This is a genomic window from Streptomyces yatensis (assembly GCF_018069625.1).
Lineage (GTDB): Bacteria > Actinomycetota > Actinomycetes > Streptomycetales > Streptomycetaceae > Streptomyces > Streptomyces yatensis.
The window spans coordinates 675766-689438 of the sequence record NZ_CP072941.1; the positions used below are offsets into that span (position 1 = coordinate 675766).

The 13673-nt window shown below is 71.0% G+C and carries 14 protein-coding genes; 5 read left to right on the forward strand and 9 right to left on the reverse strand.

The window, feature by feature from the left end; genetic code table 11:
- Positions 1-16: 16 nt before the first annotated feature.
- Together J8403_RS02910 and J8403_RS02915 are read right to left on the reverse strand one after the other, a co-directional pair.
- Positions 17-1453 carry an APC family permease gene (locus J8403_RS02910; protein WP_211121702.1) on the reverse strand — a complete coding sequence of 479 codons (1437 nt, stop codon included), beginning with the start codon at positions 1451-1453 and terminating at the stop codon, positions 17-19.
- Complete coding sequence (locus J8403_RS02915; protein ID WP_211121703.1) at positions 1447-2295, reverse strand: carbon-nitrogen hydrolase family protein; 849 nt, start codon at positions 2293-2295, stop codon at positions 1447-1449. The genes J8403_RS02910 and J8403_RS02915 overlap by 7 nt, the downstream gene beginning before the upstream one ends.
- 121 nt (positions 2296-2416) lie before the next feature.
- On the opposite strand from J8403_RS02915, the gene J8403_RS02920 reads away from it, so the two are divergent.
- Positions 2417-3184 carry a FadR/GntR family transcriptional regulator gene (locus tag J8403_RS02920; protein WP_211121704.1) on the forward strand — a complete coding sequence of 256 codons (768 nt, stop codon included), beginning with the start codon at positions 2417-2419 and terminating at the stop codon, positions 3182-3184.
- Positions 3185-3197: 13 nt separating this feature from the next.
- Here J8403_RS02920 and J8403_RS02925 read toward each other — a convergent pair whose 3' ends face one another.
- Both J8403_RS02925 and J8403_RS02930 read right to left on the reverse strand, forming a co-directional pair.
- Positions 3198-3707: a DinB family protein gene (locus J8403_RS02925; protein WP_211121705.1), complete on the reverse strand. Its 510-nt coding sequence runs from the start codon at positions 3705-3707 to the stop codon at positions 3198-3200.
- A 35-nt stretch (positions 3708-3742) separates the two neighbouring features.
- Positions 3743-4432: a class I SAM-dependent methyltransferase gene (locus J8403_RS02930; RefSeq protein WP_211121706.1), complete on the reverse strand. Its 690-nt coding sequence runs from the start codon at positions 4430-4432 to the stop codon at positions 3743-3745.
- A 146-nt stretch (positions 4433-4578) separates the two neighbouring features.
- Between J8403_RS02930 and J8403_RS02935 the strand changes: the two genes are divergently transcribed.
- The 4 genes from J8403_RS02935 (at position 4579) to J8403_RS02950 (ending at position 8908) form a co-directional block, all read left to right on the forward strand.
- The gene (locus tag J8403_RS02935) at positions 4579-5166 is read left to right on the forward strand and encodes a helix-turn-helix domain-containing protein (protein ID WP_211128052.1); all 588 of its coding nucleotides are present in this window, start codon (positions 4579-4581) and stop codon (positions 5164-5166) included.
- A 285-nt stretch (positions 5167-5451) separates the two neighbouring features.
- The gene (locus tag J8403_RS02940) at positions 5452-6732 is read left to right on the forward strand and encodes a YeeE/YedE family protein (protein ID WP_211121707.1); all 1281 of its coding nucleotides are present in this window, start codon (positions 5452-5454) and stop codon (positions 6730-6732) included.
- A 132-nt stretch (positions 6733-6864) separates the two neighbouring features.
- Positions 6865-8295 (forward strand): DUF3616 domain-containing protein, encoded by a 1431-nt coding sequence (locus tag J8403_RS02945; protein WP_211121708.1) that lies wholly within the window; start codon positions 6865-6867, stop codon positions 8293-8295.
- A 205-nt stretch (positions 8296-8500) separates the two neighbouring features.
- Complete coding sequence (locus tag J8403_RS02950) at positions 8501-8908, forward strand: RidA family protein (RefSeq protein ID WP_059145616.1); 408 nt, start codon at positions 8501-8503, stop codon at positions 8906-8908.
- A gap of 76 nt (positions 8909-8984) precedes the next feature.
- On the opposite strand, the gene J8403_RS02955 is transcribed toward J8403_RS02950, so the two are convergent.
- The 5 genes from J8403_RS02955 to J8403_RS02975 form a co-directional block, all read right to left on the reverse strand.
- Positions 8985-9365: a winged helix-turn-helix transcriptional regulator gene (locus J8403_RS02955; protein ID WP_211121709.1), complete on the reverse strand. Its 381-nt coding sequence runs from the start codon at positions 9363-9365 to the stop codon at positions 8985-8987.
- 82 nt (positions 9366-9447) lie between these two features.
- Positions 9448-10332, reverse strand: a complete 885-nt coding sequence (locus tag J8403_RS02960) for an alpha/beta fold hydrolase (protein ID WP_211121710.1) — start codon at positions 10330-10332, stop codon at positions 9448-9450.
- A gap of 104 nt (positions 10333-10436) precedes the next feature.
- A complete protein-coding gene (locus tag J8403_RS02965; RefSeq protein WP_211121711.1) occupies positions 10437-11045 on the reverse strand; it encodes a TetR/AcrR family transcriptional regulator in 609 nt (202 codons plus the stop codon).
- A gap of 155 nt (positions 11046-11200) precedes the next feature.
- A complete protein-coding gene (locus tag J8403_RS02970) occupies positions 11201-12235 on the reverse strand; it encodes an ACP S-malonyltransferase (protein ID WP_211121712.1) in 1035 nt (344 codons plus the stop codon).
- Positions 12232-13668, reverse strand: a complete 1437-nt coding sequence (locus J8403_RS02975; protein ID WP_211121713.1) for a class I adenylate-forming enzyme family protein — start codon at positions 13666-13668, stop codon at positions 12232-12234. Before J8403_RS02975 ends, J8403_RS02970 begins: the two co-directional genes overlap by 4 nt.
- Positions 13669-13673: the final 5 nt, after the last annotated feature.

Below are 13673 nucleotides of genomic sequence, written 5' to 3' on the forward strand. Positions count from 1 at the left end.
GGGCGGAGTCCGCGTCTCACATACGCCCCCGCGAGCCCTGAGGCCCACGGACCAGGCCGGCGATCAGCGCCAGGAAGGGGATGACGCCGAGGACGATGCTCACGCCCATGCCACCACCGGTGACGAGGGTGAAGTTGGAGAACACCAGCCACAGCGCGGTCAGCAGACCGGCCACGGCCAGCACCGGGGCGATCCGGGTCTGCCAGGGCCTGCCCGCGGAGAGCTGGACGTTGCGCGCGAAGAAGACGACCACGGCGACGGATGTGATGAGCATGAGCAGGATCATGCCCACCGTGGCCAACCCCGCCATGGAGCCGAAGACACCCACCAGCGGATCCAGTCCGATGGCGGCGCAGGCGACGACCAGGACCAGCGCGGTGAGGGTCTGGACGACCGAGGAGACGGACGGCGAGTGGTGGCGCGGGTGGACGGCGCCCAGCCGTGCGGGGAGGAGGTCCTGGCGGGCGAGGGTGAAGGTGTAGCGGGCGATGACGTTGTGGAAGGACAGCACGCAGGCGAAGAGGCTGCTGAGCAGCAGTACCTGCATGACGTCCCGCAGCGCGGTGCCGACGTAGGCCTGGGCGGTGTCCATGAGCATGTTGCCCTGGCTGTCCAGGGTCTTCTGGGCCACGGCCGGGGCGTCGTCGGTGCCCGCCGCCAGGACCAGCGCCCAGCAGGACACCGTGTAGAAGGCGCCGATGATCAGGACGGCGAGGTAGGTGGCCCGGGGTATGGTCCGCTCCGGGTCACGGGCCTCGTCCCGGAAGACGGCGGTGGCCTCGAATCCGATGAATCCGGTGATCGCGAACAGCACGGCCACGCCCAGCGGTCCGGAGAACGCCGCATGCGGGGTGAACGACTCGACATTGACACCGTGGGCGCCGCCCCGGGCGAAGATCCCCGCGTCCAGGACCAGCACCACCACGATCTCCAGGACGAGTGCGACACCGAGGACCTTGGAGCTGAGGTCGATATGGCGGTAGCCGAGGAGGGCCACGATGCACAGGGCCGCGAGTGCCCACACCCACCAGGGCAGGGTGGGCCCGCCGAAGGTGTGCAGGACGTCGTTGACGGCCCAGCCCAGGTAGCCGTAGACGCCGACCTGGATCGCGGTGTACGCGACGAGCGCGACCGCGGCCGTGCCCACTCCGACGCGGTCCCCCAGGCCACGGGTGGCGTAGGCGTAGAAGGCGCCGGCCTGCCGAACGTGGGGCGTCATGGTGACGAAGCCGACCGCGAACACCAGCAGGACCATCGAGGCGAGGGCGAAGCCCACGGGGGCTCCGGCGCCAGGGCCGCCCGCGATGGCGAGCGGGACATTGCCGCCGACCACCGTCAGGGGCGCGGCGGCGGCGATCACCATGAAGACGATGGCACCGGTGCCGAGCCGCCCCGACAGATTCGCGTGTGCCGGTTGCCGGGTGGAGGTGTGCGCGTCGGAGTCGGTCAGCATGACGGGTCCTTGGTGGCGCGGGCGGACGGGGGGGTGAAGAGGTCTGGCCTGAGGTCGGCCAGGTACGGATTGGCCTTGCGCGCCTGCCGGACCGTGTGTGGTTCCACGGTGGCGAAGAGCAGCCGGTTGCCGTGTTCGACGCTGTCCAGCACGGTCGCCGACGGGCTCACGATGGAGCTGCGGCCGACGTAGCGCAGTGAACCCTCGTCGCCGTCATGGTTGACGTAGGCGATGTAGATCTGGTTTTCCCAGGCACGCACCCTCAGCAGGTGCTCGGCGATGAACTCGTACGGTTGCATCTGGGCGGTCGGGACCGCGACGAGGTCCGCGCCGGCGAGGGCGGCGGACCGCACGTTCTCGGGGAACTCCACGTCGTAGCAGATCAGCATCGCGATCCGGACGCCCGCGTAGTCGATGACGGGGGCGGGCAGGTCGCCCGGGGTGAAGTACCTGCGGTCGAGCTCGCCGAAGAGATGGTTCTTGCGGTGCCGGCCGAGGATGGCTCCGGCCGGGTCGATGAAGAAGGCGCTGTTGTAGTAGGCGCCGGAGTCGTACTCGGGCGCCCCGAGGACGAGCGCGATGCCGTGGGAAGCGGCCAGCTCGCGTGCCGGTGACAGCAGGTCGGTGCGGGCCAGGTCCCGGACGGCGTCCCCGATGTCGTAGCCGGTGACGAACAACTCGGTGGTGATCAGCAGTTCGGCGCCTTCGGCACGGGCCCGGCGGCACGCCGCGTCCAGTTCGTGGAGGTTGGCGTCGACGTCGCCGGGCGTTCCCGCCGTCTGCAGTCCGGAGATCTTCATCAGTGCCTTTGGAGTGGGCGTCCAGGGGTGAATGCGAGTCATAAAAACATGCTCACTTTGATCAGGTAAACCCCCGGAGGTCACGGTTCCGCAAAGCGACGGCCCCCGTACGAAGGCCGTTGGGAGGCTGGGAGGCCATATGAGCGGGCCCTACCCTGAGGGCATGGCGACCCAGGAACCGTCCGGCGCACCGAGCGCCCTGACCAGCAGCGCCCTCGCCGCGATCCGCCGCACCAGCGCAGTGGACACCGTTCGGGCCCGGATCTCCCTGGCGGTCGACCTGGGCCTGCTGGCACCCGGTGAGCGGCTGCCCAATGTGCAGGCCACGGCGGCGGCGCTCGGGGTCGGCGAGATCACCGTCCGCCGGGCCTTCGGCACCCTGGAGCGCGAAGGCGTGGTCGAGCGGCGCCCGGGGCGCACGGGCGGCACCTTCATCGCGGAGCGGCCCCGCCGCCGCACCGTGGCGCAGGTCGCCGCGTACCGGGAGGACAGCGAACGGGTCCACCGGCTGATCGACGAACGCATCGTGCTGGAGGCCGGGTTCGCGCATCTGGCCGCCGAACGGCTCGATCGGAGCGGGCTCGACCGGCTCGATCAGTGCATCCGGGAGATGGACGCGGCCGAGAGCTGGGCCGAGTTCCACGCGAGTGACCAACGGTTCCATCTGGCCCTCGCCGAGGGCGCCGGACTGTCCGCCGCCCTGGCGATGTACCAGCGGGTCACCGGGGAGCTGTACGCGTACTTCCTGCCGTACCCGATGGGCTACCTCCGCAGCAGCAACGAGCAGCACAGGGCCATCCGGGCCGCGCTCGGCGCGCGGGACGCCGCCTCGGCGGCGGGCCTCCTCCACGACCATGTCGCCGAGCTCCACCACTCGATGTACGTCGGCCTCGCGGATGATGCCGAGCGGGGCGACGACAGGCCCTCGTGAGCGGCAGCCGGTGTCAGCGGCCGGTGGATCCGTCGATGCGCTCGCGGAGGATATCGGCGTGTCCGGCGTGCCGGCCGGTCTCCTCGATCATGTGCACCAGGACCCAGCGCATCGACGGTGCCGATCCCCGGCGCGGGGCCCGCGGAGCGGGGAGCGTCAGATCGGGGCAGGCGTCGATGACGCGGTTCGCCCGCTCGACCGTCTCGCGGTAGTCGGCGAGCACGCCGTCGACGGTGTCCTCGGCGGACGGCCGCATGGTCGCGGGCCAGTCGCCGGCGTCCTCGCCGAGGAAGGAGAACCGCTCGACGAACGCCAGGTGTTTGAGCAGTCCGAGGAGGCTGGTGCCCGAGGGCACCCCGCCCGTTCGGACCTGCGGTTCCGGTACGCCCGCGACCTTGTCCGCGACCGAGTCCCGCAGATAGTCGAGGAAGCCCCGGAGGGTGGCCTTCTCGTCGGGGCCGGTCGCCGGAGGGCCGGTTTCCTTCCTGCGGGTCCGGGGTCGCCGGGCACTGCTTTCCTGCATCGAGTCGCTCCTCCGCGGTCGTGAAGTCGTGGGGTTCAGGCGGCCATCCGGCGGTCGCGCCGCTGGACGAGCAGGACGTTGTCGATGACGGTGGCGCGCTCACCAGCGGGTCCGGTGGCCTCGCGGCCGGGCATCTCGGCGCGCAGCACGGACCACTGCGCGGGGTCGAGATCGAGCTCGGCGGCGACCTCGGTGGGCGTGGGGTAGTGGATGCCGGGGTCCTGGTTCCACGACCAGGGCGCGGTGGAGCCGTGGTCGACGATCAGCAGGAGACCGCCGGGGCGCAGCGCCCCCGCGGCGGTGCGCAGGACTCGGCCGCGGGGCAGCGAGAACGGGGTGTGGAAGTACTGGGCGGAGACCAGATCGAACTGGCCGGCCGGGAAGCTCCCGGCCAGATCGTGCTGTTCGGTGGCGACCCGGTCCCCGACGCCGAGATCGCGGGCGCGCTCCCGCACCCGTTCGACGGCCGTGGTGGAGATGTCCACGGCGGTGACGTGCCAGCCCCGCTGGGCCAGCCAGATGGCGTCGCCGCCGGGGCCACAGCCCAGATCCAGGGCGGCACCGGGGCGCAGCGGCGCGGCGGTCTCGGCGAGCAGCGGGTTGACATGCGCGTCCCAGCCGCGCCGGGTGCCGTAGTGCCGCTCCCAGAACTGCTCGGCGTCCGTGTCCGCCGTGCCCTGGTGCCCGGCGTGGGCGGTGGGTCGTCGGCCTTGCGTGGAATCCATCTCAGTCGCCCCTTCGTCGGCCGGTGTGCCGAGCGCGCTCCGATACGCGCCGTCGACGCCGGTGATGTACCGACAGCCTCGGGGCCACCATTTCGCTCTTGCAAGAAACGTTGCGGATCCGCATCATCGAGGGGATGGACAGCCGGATGGACCACCCAGACAACCCCGCGGAAGACGTGCTGGCCGGAGTGGGACCGCGGCTGCGTGCCCTGCGCCGGGCGCGGAGCGCCACACTGGCGGCGCTGGCCAACGAAACCGGCCTCACGGCGAGCACCCTGTCCCGTCTCGAGAACGGCAAGCTCCGCCCCACGCTGGAGCAGCTGCTGCCGCTGGCCCGGGCGCACGGCGTTCCGCTCGACGATCTCGTCGCGGCGCCGCCCACCGGCGACCCGCGCATCCACCTGCGGCCGGTGCGGCGATCCGGGCTGGTGATGGTGCCGCTGACCAGGCGGGCCGGCGGTATCCAGGCGTACAAGGTGATCTATCCGCCCGCCGGCCGGTCACCCACGATGAAGCTGCAGACCCACGAGGGATACGAGTGGTTCTACGTCCTCGACGGACACGCCAGGTTCGTGCTCGGCGAGCGGGAGTTCCGGCTCGGCGCCGGGGAGGCGGCGGAGTTCGACACCCGCGTACCGCACTGGATCGGCAGTGCCGACAGCCGGCCCGTGGAGGTGCTCACGCTGTTCGGCGCGCAGGGCGAGCGCGCACATCTGGCACCGGCCGGGCACTGACCGTCCCGGGATCGGTCTGTGGCTGACTCCACAGATCACATGCTGAGACCGGGGTCCAGTTTTTGAAATCCGGACCATATCCTGGTCTCCATGTCCGCACCCGCCCATCCGCTGTGTCTCGCGCTGTTCGCGAACTCGGCGTGGTGCGTCGACGACGGCCTCTGTCGCCGCTGAGCCGGACCGGCCGGTTTCCCCACCGCGCGCCGCCGCCGGGCGCCGCGCCGCCCGGCCGGGCCCGCCCGCCCAGCGTGATGCCCCCCTTTCGAACGTCTCCGGAGTCCGCACGTGACCACCGCCCCGCCCGCCGAGGCAGCGAAGACCGCCGCACTGCTGTCCCCCTCACCCACCTCCGTGCCCCGGCCAAAGGCGCCCGCCGCGCCGCCGGTGCGGAGGGTGCCGCTCGCCGTGTCCGGGCTGCTCGGCGCGGCGCTGACCGCGTATGTCTGGTCCGCCCACGGGGCCAAGCCCGGCGTTCTGCTGCTGCTCGGCCTCGCCCTGGGCATCGCCCTCTTCCACTCCCGCTTCGGCTTCACCTCCGCCTGGCGGCAGCTGGTCGCCGTCGGCAACGGCACCGGCCTGCGCGCCCACGCTCTGCTGCTCGGCACCACGGCCACGCTGTTCGCCCTGCTCATCGGCACCAAGACCGGGCTGTTCGGATCCGTACCGGCGCCCTCGGGCGGACCGCTGGGTTTCGGGCTGCTGATCGGGTCGTTCGTCTTCGCCGTCGGCATGCAGCTCGGTGGGGCCTGCGCCTCCGGCACCCTCTTCGCGGTCGGCTCGGGGCAGACCTCGATCGTGCTCACGCTCGGCGGTTTCATCGGCGGTGCGACCCTGGCCGCCTGGCAGTTCGACCTGTGGAAGGACCTGCCGTCGCTGGAGCCGGTCGTCATGGCGGACCACATCGGCTGGTTCGGCTCCTGGGCGGTGACGATCCTCGTGCTCGCCGCCATCGTCCTGATCAGCCGTAGCGTCCAGGCCCGCCGCAACCCGCCGCCGATCGGTGCGGTGCCCTCCGCGCGCGGTGCCGCCGCCCGTGTCCTGCGCGGCTCCTGGCCGCTGGCGGTCGGCGCCCTGGCGCTGGCCGTGCTGGGCGCCGGGGTGCTGCTCGTCTCGGGCGGCGCGTGGGGCGTCACCAGTGCCTTCAGCCTGTGGGGAGCGGAGCTGGTGCGAGCGCTCGGCGGCCATCCGGAGAGCTGGTCCTGGTGGCAGCAGCCCGGCAACAAGGAGATGCTCGCCGGGCCGGTGCTCGCCGACAAGACCAGTCTCACCGACATCGGCATCATGATCGGCGCGGCGGTCGCCGCGGCGCTCGGCGGCACCTGGACCCTGCACCGCGGCGTGCCGTGGCGGACGGCGACCGCGGCGGTGCTCGGCGGGGTGCTGATGGGCATCGGTGCCCGGCTCGCGGGCGGCTGCAACATCGGCGCCTACCTCGCGGGCATCGCCTCCGGCAGCCTGCACGGCTGGGTCTGGGGCGGCTTCGCCCTCCTCGGCACCTGGGCCGGGCTGAAGCTGCGGCCGCTCTTCGGGCTCGGGAATCCGAAGCCGGGCGACGGCGTCTGCTGACCGCGACGGCCCCTGGACCCGAAGTGGTGTGTGTTCGGGGGTCGTTCATGCACTCGCCATGTAAATGATCCATCGTCAGGGCGGTGTGCCGGTCCACCGACCGGCCCCGCAGCTGACGAAGGGTTGCTCACGATGGTCCCGTTCCATGCCGCTCCCCCGCGCCGTACCCGCCGGGTCGTCCACGCCGCCGCGCTGGCGCTGGTGGCCGGCGCCACGACGCTGTCCGCGCTCCCGGCCTCCGCGGTGGCCGGGAACGCGGACTACGGCACGCCGACCATCAAGCCCGCCACCTCGTACCTGTCCGGCGCCGTCGGCGCCACCGGCGACCCGACGGTGACCGTGAAGGTGGCCCAGAGCGGCGCCGACGCGGACGAGCTCACCGTGTCCGCGACCGCCACCACCCACGGCTCGGTCGCCCGGACCGGGGACGTCACGGTGACCGGCACCGGCGCCACCCGCGAGGTGGCCGTACGGGCGCGCGGCGAGGGCTACACCGACCTCACCCTCAAGGTGAACGGCCTCGGCGGCAAGAGCGCCACCACCACCCTGCACTACGCGGCCTCCGGCGCCGTGGGCAACGCCACCGACACCCGCTACCTCACCGGCTCCAGCGACTCCTCCGCCGCAGTGGACGTCGGCGACGGCTATATGGTCGTCGCCGACGACGAGTCCAACGTCCTGCGCCTGTACCGCCGCGACTCCTCCGGTGCGCCGGTGCGCACCTGGGACGTCAGCTCCGGCCTCGATGTCGACAAGGAGATCGACATCGAGGCCGCGGCCCGCGTCGGCGACACCGTCTACTGGACCGGCTCGCTGGGCAACAACAAGGACGGTGAGCCGAAGGAGGACCGCTTCACCCTCTTCACCACCACCGTCTCCGGGTCGGGCGCCGACACCGAACTCGAGGTCGGCGGCTCCTACCAGGGCCTGCGCGAGGACCTGGTGGACTGGGACAAGGCCAACGGCGACCGGCTCGGCTTCGCCAAGGGCACCGAGGACGGCCAGGTGCCCAAGCAGATCGACGGATTCAACGTCGAGGGCCTGGAGTTCGCGCCCGGCTCCGGCTCCACCGCGTACCTGGGCTTCCGGGCGCCGCTGGTGCCGCCCGCCGACGGCGGCAAGGCGCTGCTGGTCCCGGTCACCAATGCCGATGAGCTGGCCCGGTCCGGCAGCGACAAGGACACCCACGCCACCTTCGGCGACCCGATCACCCTCGACCTCGGGGGCCTGAGCGTGCGCGACATCCGCCGCAACGGCAAGGGCCAGTACCTGATCGTGGCCGGCTCCTGGGCGGCCGAGGACAACAGCGCCCCGTACGCGCTCTACTCCTGGGACGGTGTCGCCGGACACCAGCCGGTCAAGCGGCTCGACCTGCCGACGGCCGATCCGGGCGGCTGGGAGATCGTGGTGGACGTGCCCGACCTCACGGCCCCCGGTGCCCGGGCCCAGGTCATCACCGACAGCGGCTCGGCCGATCTGTACGGGGACGGCACCGAGGCCAAGGACCTGGAGCACGAGGAGTGGAAGAAGTCCCGGTCGGTGAGCTTCCCCCTGAACCCCTGATCCGTTGGTGGGCGAGCTGCCCGGGTTGTAGCCGAGCTGCCCGGGCTCCTCGGTCACCAAAAGGTTCCCCAGTCACCGAAAAGTGCGTTCTTCCATGTCAGCGGCCACTCTCCTACGGTTTCCGAGTAACCAAGAGAGAGCGCGCGCTCTTGGGCTCTACGGAAGCGAGCCCGTGGGCCCCCATGACGAAGAAGGCAGGCAGCACATGGCCATCACTCTGGTGAACCCCGGCGGATTGCCGGAGATCGAGGTGTACCGGCAGGTGTCGATCGCGACCGGGTCGAGGCTGGTCCATATCGCCGGACAGGTCGCCTGGGACGCCGACGGGGTCACGGTCGGCGAAGGCGACCTCGCCGCTCAGGTCGAGCGGTGCTACCTCAACATCGGCATCGCCCTGGCCGAGGTCGGCGGCTCCTTCGACGATGTGGCGAAACTGACCGTCTACGTCGTCGACTGGACGCCCGACAAGATGCCCCTGTTCCTGGAGGGGGCCGCCCGGGCGGCCGCGAAGCTGGGGGTCACCCCGGTCCCGCCGGGGACGCTGCTGGGGGTCGCCGCGCTGGACGTCCCCGAGCACCTGGTCGAGATCGAAGCCACCGCGGTCCTCGACTGACGTGGCCGCCGAGGTGGCCGCGTGGTGGCCCCGCAGGAGGCGGGGCCACCACGCGCTCCGCGTGTGAGCCCTGGGATCAGCCGTCGAAGCGGCGGCGGGAGTCCTCGATATGGCCGAGGTAGGTGTGGGTCCAGCCGCACATGCCGTCGACCGTCGCGCGCAGGGTCCGGCCCGCCTCGGTGAGGGTGTATTCGACCCGGGGCGGCACGGTGGGGTGCACCTTCCGCTCGACCAGGCCGTTGCGCTCCAGCATGCGCAGGTTCTGGGTGAGCATCTTGTGGCTGATGCCCTCGACCTCGTTCCGCAACTCGCCGAAGCGCAGGGTGCGTTCACCGAGGAACTCGATGATCAGGAACGCCCACTTGTTGGCGACATCCGCGAAGATCTCCCGCGCCAAGGAGTCCGCGCGCATCAGATCGGCGTCCTCGGGCGAGCCGGTGTACCGCTTGGTGCCCATGGGGCCACTCTCCTACAGGCCCCGAGTCACCACAAGAGAGCACGGGGGCGGGGAGCCGGGCCCTGCGCGTCCTCGGTTCGGGTCAGGTGAGCCGGTCGGCCAGGAACGGCAGCAGGACATCGGCCACCTCCTCCGGCACCTCCTCGGCGAGGTCGTGTCCGGCCTGGAAGACATGGCCGGTGACGTCATGGGCGAGCAGCCGCATCTGGGTCTCGTTCCGCTCGCCGATGAACGCGTCGCCGCCGAGCGCCAGCACGGGGATGTCCAGCATCGTGCGCGCCGCTTCCCGGTTCTGGTCGGCGTCCACGAGCATCGCCCGGTAGATCGCCAGCATCGAGCGGATACCGCCGGGCATGGAGTAGCAGCGCACATACTCGTCGATCGCCTCGGCGGTGGCGGTGTCGGGGTAGCTGCGCTCGTCCTTGAGCATGTAGGTGATGAGTTCGCGCTCATGCCCGGCGATCAGCATCTCGGGTACGTCCGGCTGGAAATAGAAGCCCAGATGCCACAGGAACATCCCGCCCGAGACATTCTCGTGGGTCAGGGCGGTGTGGTCCTCGAAGCCGAAGCCGGGCAACAGCGCCTCGGCGAACACCAGGGCCTCGACGTGCTCACGGTGCCGGGCGGCGAGCTGGTAGGCGACCACCGCTCCCCAGTCCTCCCCCATGGCGGTGTAGGACTCATGCCCGAGGTGGGCCATGAGCGCGGCGATGTCGTCGCTCATGGTGGCGCAGTCGAATCCGTCCGCGGGACGGGCCGAGTCGCCCAGACCACGGAGGTCCGGCACCACGACGGTGTGCCGTGCCGTCAGCTTCGGGACCAGATGCCGCCAGTGGTAGCCGGTCTTGGGCACTCCGTGCAGCAGTACCACCACCGGGCCGGAGCCGGCCGTTCGGTAATGGAGCTTGGTGCCGTTGACGGCGGCGCGGCCGGTGCGGACGGGGTCTCCACGATGGTCGAAAAGCATGAGCCCTCCATGGTTCGGGACTGATTAGTCTTGAATTAGGGCAAACACAAGACACCCAGAGATATGGGTGTCCCACGCGTCGGTACGGTCGCGGATCGCCGCCGTCAGTCGGTGACGGCGGCCGCCGGGGAGGTCAGCATCGCCATGACCGTGTCGATCGTGGTGGTGATGCGGTCGCGCTGGCCCTCGCCCGCGCACGACAGCACCTTCAGGCCACTGTTGAGCGAGGCCAGCATGGTCGCCGCCGAACTCGGATCGACGCCGGGCGCCAGCTCGCCCTGCGCACGCGCCCTCAGCAGCGCGCCGTACAGCGCGGTCTCGAGGCGGCTTCGGTTGCCCTCCAGCCGCCGCGAGATCTCGGGGTCGGAATCCCCGTGCTCCACCGTGGCGTTGACCGCGAAGCAGCCCTGGGGCGTGCCCGGTTTCGGGTCTGCCGCGCTGGTCTCCAGCAGATCCCGGACGGCGTCCAGGGCGGACGCACGGGATGCCAGGATGTCGGCCGGGCTCGGCGCCGCGGCGCCGGAGAGAAAGCGGTCGAGCGCGGCCAGATACAGTCCGCGCTTGGACCCGAAGGTCCCGTACAGACTGGCCCGCGCGATCCCCAGCCCGTCCACCAGGTCGCTGGTGGACGTCCCCTCGTAGCCATTGCGCCAGAACAGCCGCATCGCGGCGTCCAGCGCGACCTCGGGGTCGAATTCCTTCCTCCGTGCCATACCGGCACACTAACCTTTCGAGATCGATCAGTCAATTTGGAGGCGAGGCGGCGCCACGGACGACGGCCGCCGGCTGGGCGCTGCCCGAGGGCAGCGCCTCCATCAGACGGCGGACGACGATCCGGGGCCGGCCGCGGCCGCGGGCGGAACGGCGGTCACCGCCGCGCCCGGCGAGCACTCCTCTGACGGACGCGCGGGCGCATCGCCTTGCGGGCGTCGATGGCCAGGACCTCGAAGTTCTCCCCGGTGCTGTTCACCCGGCCGAAGAGGTTGTCCGGACCCGAGATGCAGACCTTGGTGATGCCCTGCCCCCGCATCGTCTCCACCATGTCCGGCCAGCGGATCGGGCAGTTGAAGGTGTCGAGCAGCATGGTGCGCACCCCCTCCGCATCCGTCAGCAGCGCGCCGTTCTGGTCGGAGACCACCGGAATCTTGGGGTCGGCCAGCTGGAAGCCGCCGAAGACCTCTTCCTCCGCCTTGCGGCGCAGGTCGCCGAACGAGGGGGCGTGGACGGGCGGCCACATCGTGTACATGTTGTAGCCGCCGAGGTCGCCGATCCGCTTCTTGAACCGGTCGAGCACGGGCTCGCGCAGGGACACGAGGTAGAAGCCCCGGTCGATGTGGCCGGAGACGTCGTGCCACTCCCCCTCGTCGTCCAGCTCGTCCAGCGCCTTGCGCAGGCTCTCCTCGGGGGTGTGGATCACACAGTGGGTGACCGCCTCGCGGTGCTCCCGCGCGAAGTACTCCTCCTCGCAGCGGGCCAGATCGGCGGTGAGCCGCACGGTCTCCTCGAAGGGCAGCGACCCCGCGTAGGTGACCGCGGCCCGCTGGCCGAAGCTCGGCCCGGCGCACAGCTCGGGCTTCTCGCCCAGCGTTTCCTCGGCCCAGTCGGCGAGGGAGAGACAGACGGTCAGGAAGGCGATCTGGGTGTGGGCGGCGTACTGCCCCTCCTCGTCGCCGTCCGACTGGCGGTACCGGTCGAAGACGGAGTACCCCACCACCTCGTCGGCGATCGCGAGCCGACGCCGGGCATGGGGGTTGGTCAGCAGGAACTCGCCCACGTCGGTGAAGCGGAAGGGCCCCATCCCGGGGAAGACGAACGCCGTGCGGCCCGGCTGTGACTCCGTTGCCTGCGACTCGGTGGCCTGGGGCTCTGGGGTCCGGGACTCTGTCGCCTGTGGCTCTGTCATGCGTTCGCTCCGGGTGCCAGATCGAGAGCCAGCTGCTCGAGTTGTCGCTTGTCGGGCTTGCCGTTGCGGTTCAGGGGGAACCGCTCCAGGACGTGAATGCGGTTGGGGTGCTCGAAGGCGGGCAGCAGGGAGCCGATCGGCTCCCGCCAGAACCGCGACTCCCGCTGCTGCTCGTCCTCCACGAAGAAGACCAGCTGGCAACCGCGCTGCTCGTCGGGGACGGGCACGACCTTGACGAGACAGCCGCCCGCGGCCAGCTTGTGCTCGATGATCTCGGGGTAGAGCGTATGGCCGTTGCGGTGCACCGCGGACTTCCGGCCGAGGACGAAGAGGTTGTCCCCGCCGTCGAGATAGCCGAAGTCGCCGGTGGGGTACCAGTCGGTCTTGGCCGGGTCGACGGGGGCCACCGTGCCGTCGTCCGCCAGGTAACCCTCCATCAGATCGGGCGAGTGGACCTGGATCTCCCCGACCTCGCCCGAGGGGAGGGCCGCGCCCTCGTCGTCCACGATCCGCAGCTTCAGGCCCTGGACGGCCCGCCCGCAGGCCACGACGTTGTCCTCGGTCGCGAAGGCCACGTTTCCGGCCTCGGTGCTGCCGTAGCTGTCCAGCAGGGGCAGCCCGAACCTCTTGACGTAGTCGCCGACCAGACCGGGGTCCAGCGGGGCGGCCCCGCTGCAGAACATGCGGACACCCGACAGCTCGTCCCCCAGGGCGGGCTTACGGCCGATCATGTTGAGCATGCTGCGGTAGCTGGCCGGGGTGGCGTCGACCACCGTCGCCCCGCAGGTGCCCGCCATGGTCATCGCCCGGTCCAGCCGCCGGTAGGGCGCGATGACCAGCGAGCACTTGACCAGCCAGGCGATGAGCACCATGGACAGCCCGTACTGGTGGGAGAAGGGCAGCAGCGGCAGCAGGACGTCGTCGGAGCGGTGGCCCACCTGCTCGGCGTTACGCTGAAGGTTCTTCAGGAACTTCGCCCCGGTCTTGACGACGCCCTTGGGCTCCCCGGTGGACCCGGAGGACCACATGATCAGGCCGTCGGGCAGCTCGCACCAGGTGTCGAAGGACAGCCGCCGCTCGGCGGGCGACTGCTCCACGGCCGCCACGAGCAGTTCGTAGACGGTGACCCGGGCCGGCCCGCTCTCGGGCATCGGGGTGTCGTCGTCCACCACGCATATCTTGACGCCGGCCCGGTCACAGATGCGCTGTGTCGCCTCCGCCCGCTCCTGGTGGTCGACCATGACGATCGACGCGCCGACGTGCATCAGGGCGAGGAGGGCCCCCACGTAACCGGCGGAGTTGCCCGCCTTCAGCATGACCCGGGTGCCGTCGCTGATGCCACGCTCGCGCAGCGCGTCGGCGATGCCCAGGGCCCGCTGCTCGAACTCGGGAAGCGTGTGCACCGCTTCCGTCGTAAAGAGCTTTGCGGTCATCGGGT

Bases quoted from the DNA above. Each gene is read 5' to 3' on its own strand.
- J8403_RS02910 (WP_211121702.1), bottom strand. From the start codon at position 1,453: ATGCTGACCGACTCCGACGCGCACACCTCCACCCGGCAACCGGCACAC.
- J8403_RS02915 (WP_211121703.1), bottom strand. From the start codon at position 2,295: ATGACTCGCATTCACCCCTGGACGCCCACTCCAAAGGCACTGATGAAG.
- J8403_RS02920 (WP_211121704.1), top strand. From the start codon at position 2,417: ATGGCGACCCAGGAACCGTCCGGCGCACCGAGCGCCCTGACCAGCAGC.
- J8403_RS02925 (WP_211121705.1), bottom strand. From the start codon at position 3,707: ATGCAGGAAAGCAGTGCCCGGCGACCCCGGACCCGCAGGAAGGAAACC.
- J8403_RS02930 (WP_211121706.1), bottom strand. From the start codon at position 4,432: ATGGATTCCACGCAAGGCCGACGACCCACCGCCCACGCCGGGCACCAG.
- J8403_RS02935 (WP_211128052.1), top strand. From the start codon at position 4,579: ATGGACCACCCAGACAACCCCGCGGAAGACGTGCTGGCCGGAGTGGGA.
- J8403_RS02945 (WP_211121708.1), top strand. From the start codon at position 6,865: ATGGTCCCGTTCCATGCCGCTCCCCCGCGCCGTACCCGCCGGGTCGTC.
- J8403_RS02950 (WP_059145616.1), top strand. From the start codon at position 8,501: ATGGCCATCACTCTGGTGAACCCCGGCGGATTGCCGGAGATCGAGGTG.
- J8403_RS02955 (WP_211121709.1), bottom strand. From the start codon at position 9,365: ATGGGCACCAAGCGGTACACCGGCTCGCCCGAGGACGCCGATCTGATG.
- J8403_RS02960 (WP_211121710.1), bottom strand. From the start codon at position 10,332: ATGCTTTTCGACCATCGTGGAGACCCCGTCCGCACCGGCCGCGCCGCC.
- J8403_RS02965 (WP_211121711.1), bottom strand. From the start codon at position 11,045: ATGGCACGGAGGAAGGAATTCGACCCCGAGGTCGCGCTGGACGCCGCG.
- J8403_RS02970 (WP_211121712.1), bottom strand. From the start codon at position 12,235: ATGACAGAGCCACAGGCGACAGAGTCCCGGACCCCAGAGCCCCAGGCC.
- J8403_RS02975 (WP_211121713.1), bottom strand. From the start codon at position 13,668: ATGACCGCAAAGCTCTTTACGACGGAAGCGGTGCACACGCTTCCCGAG.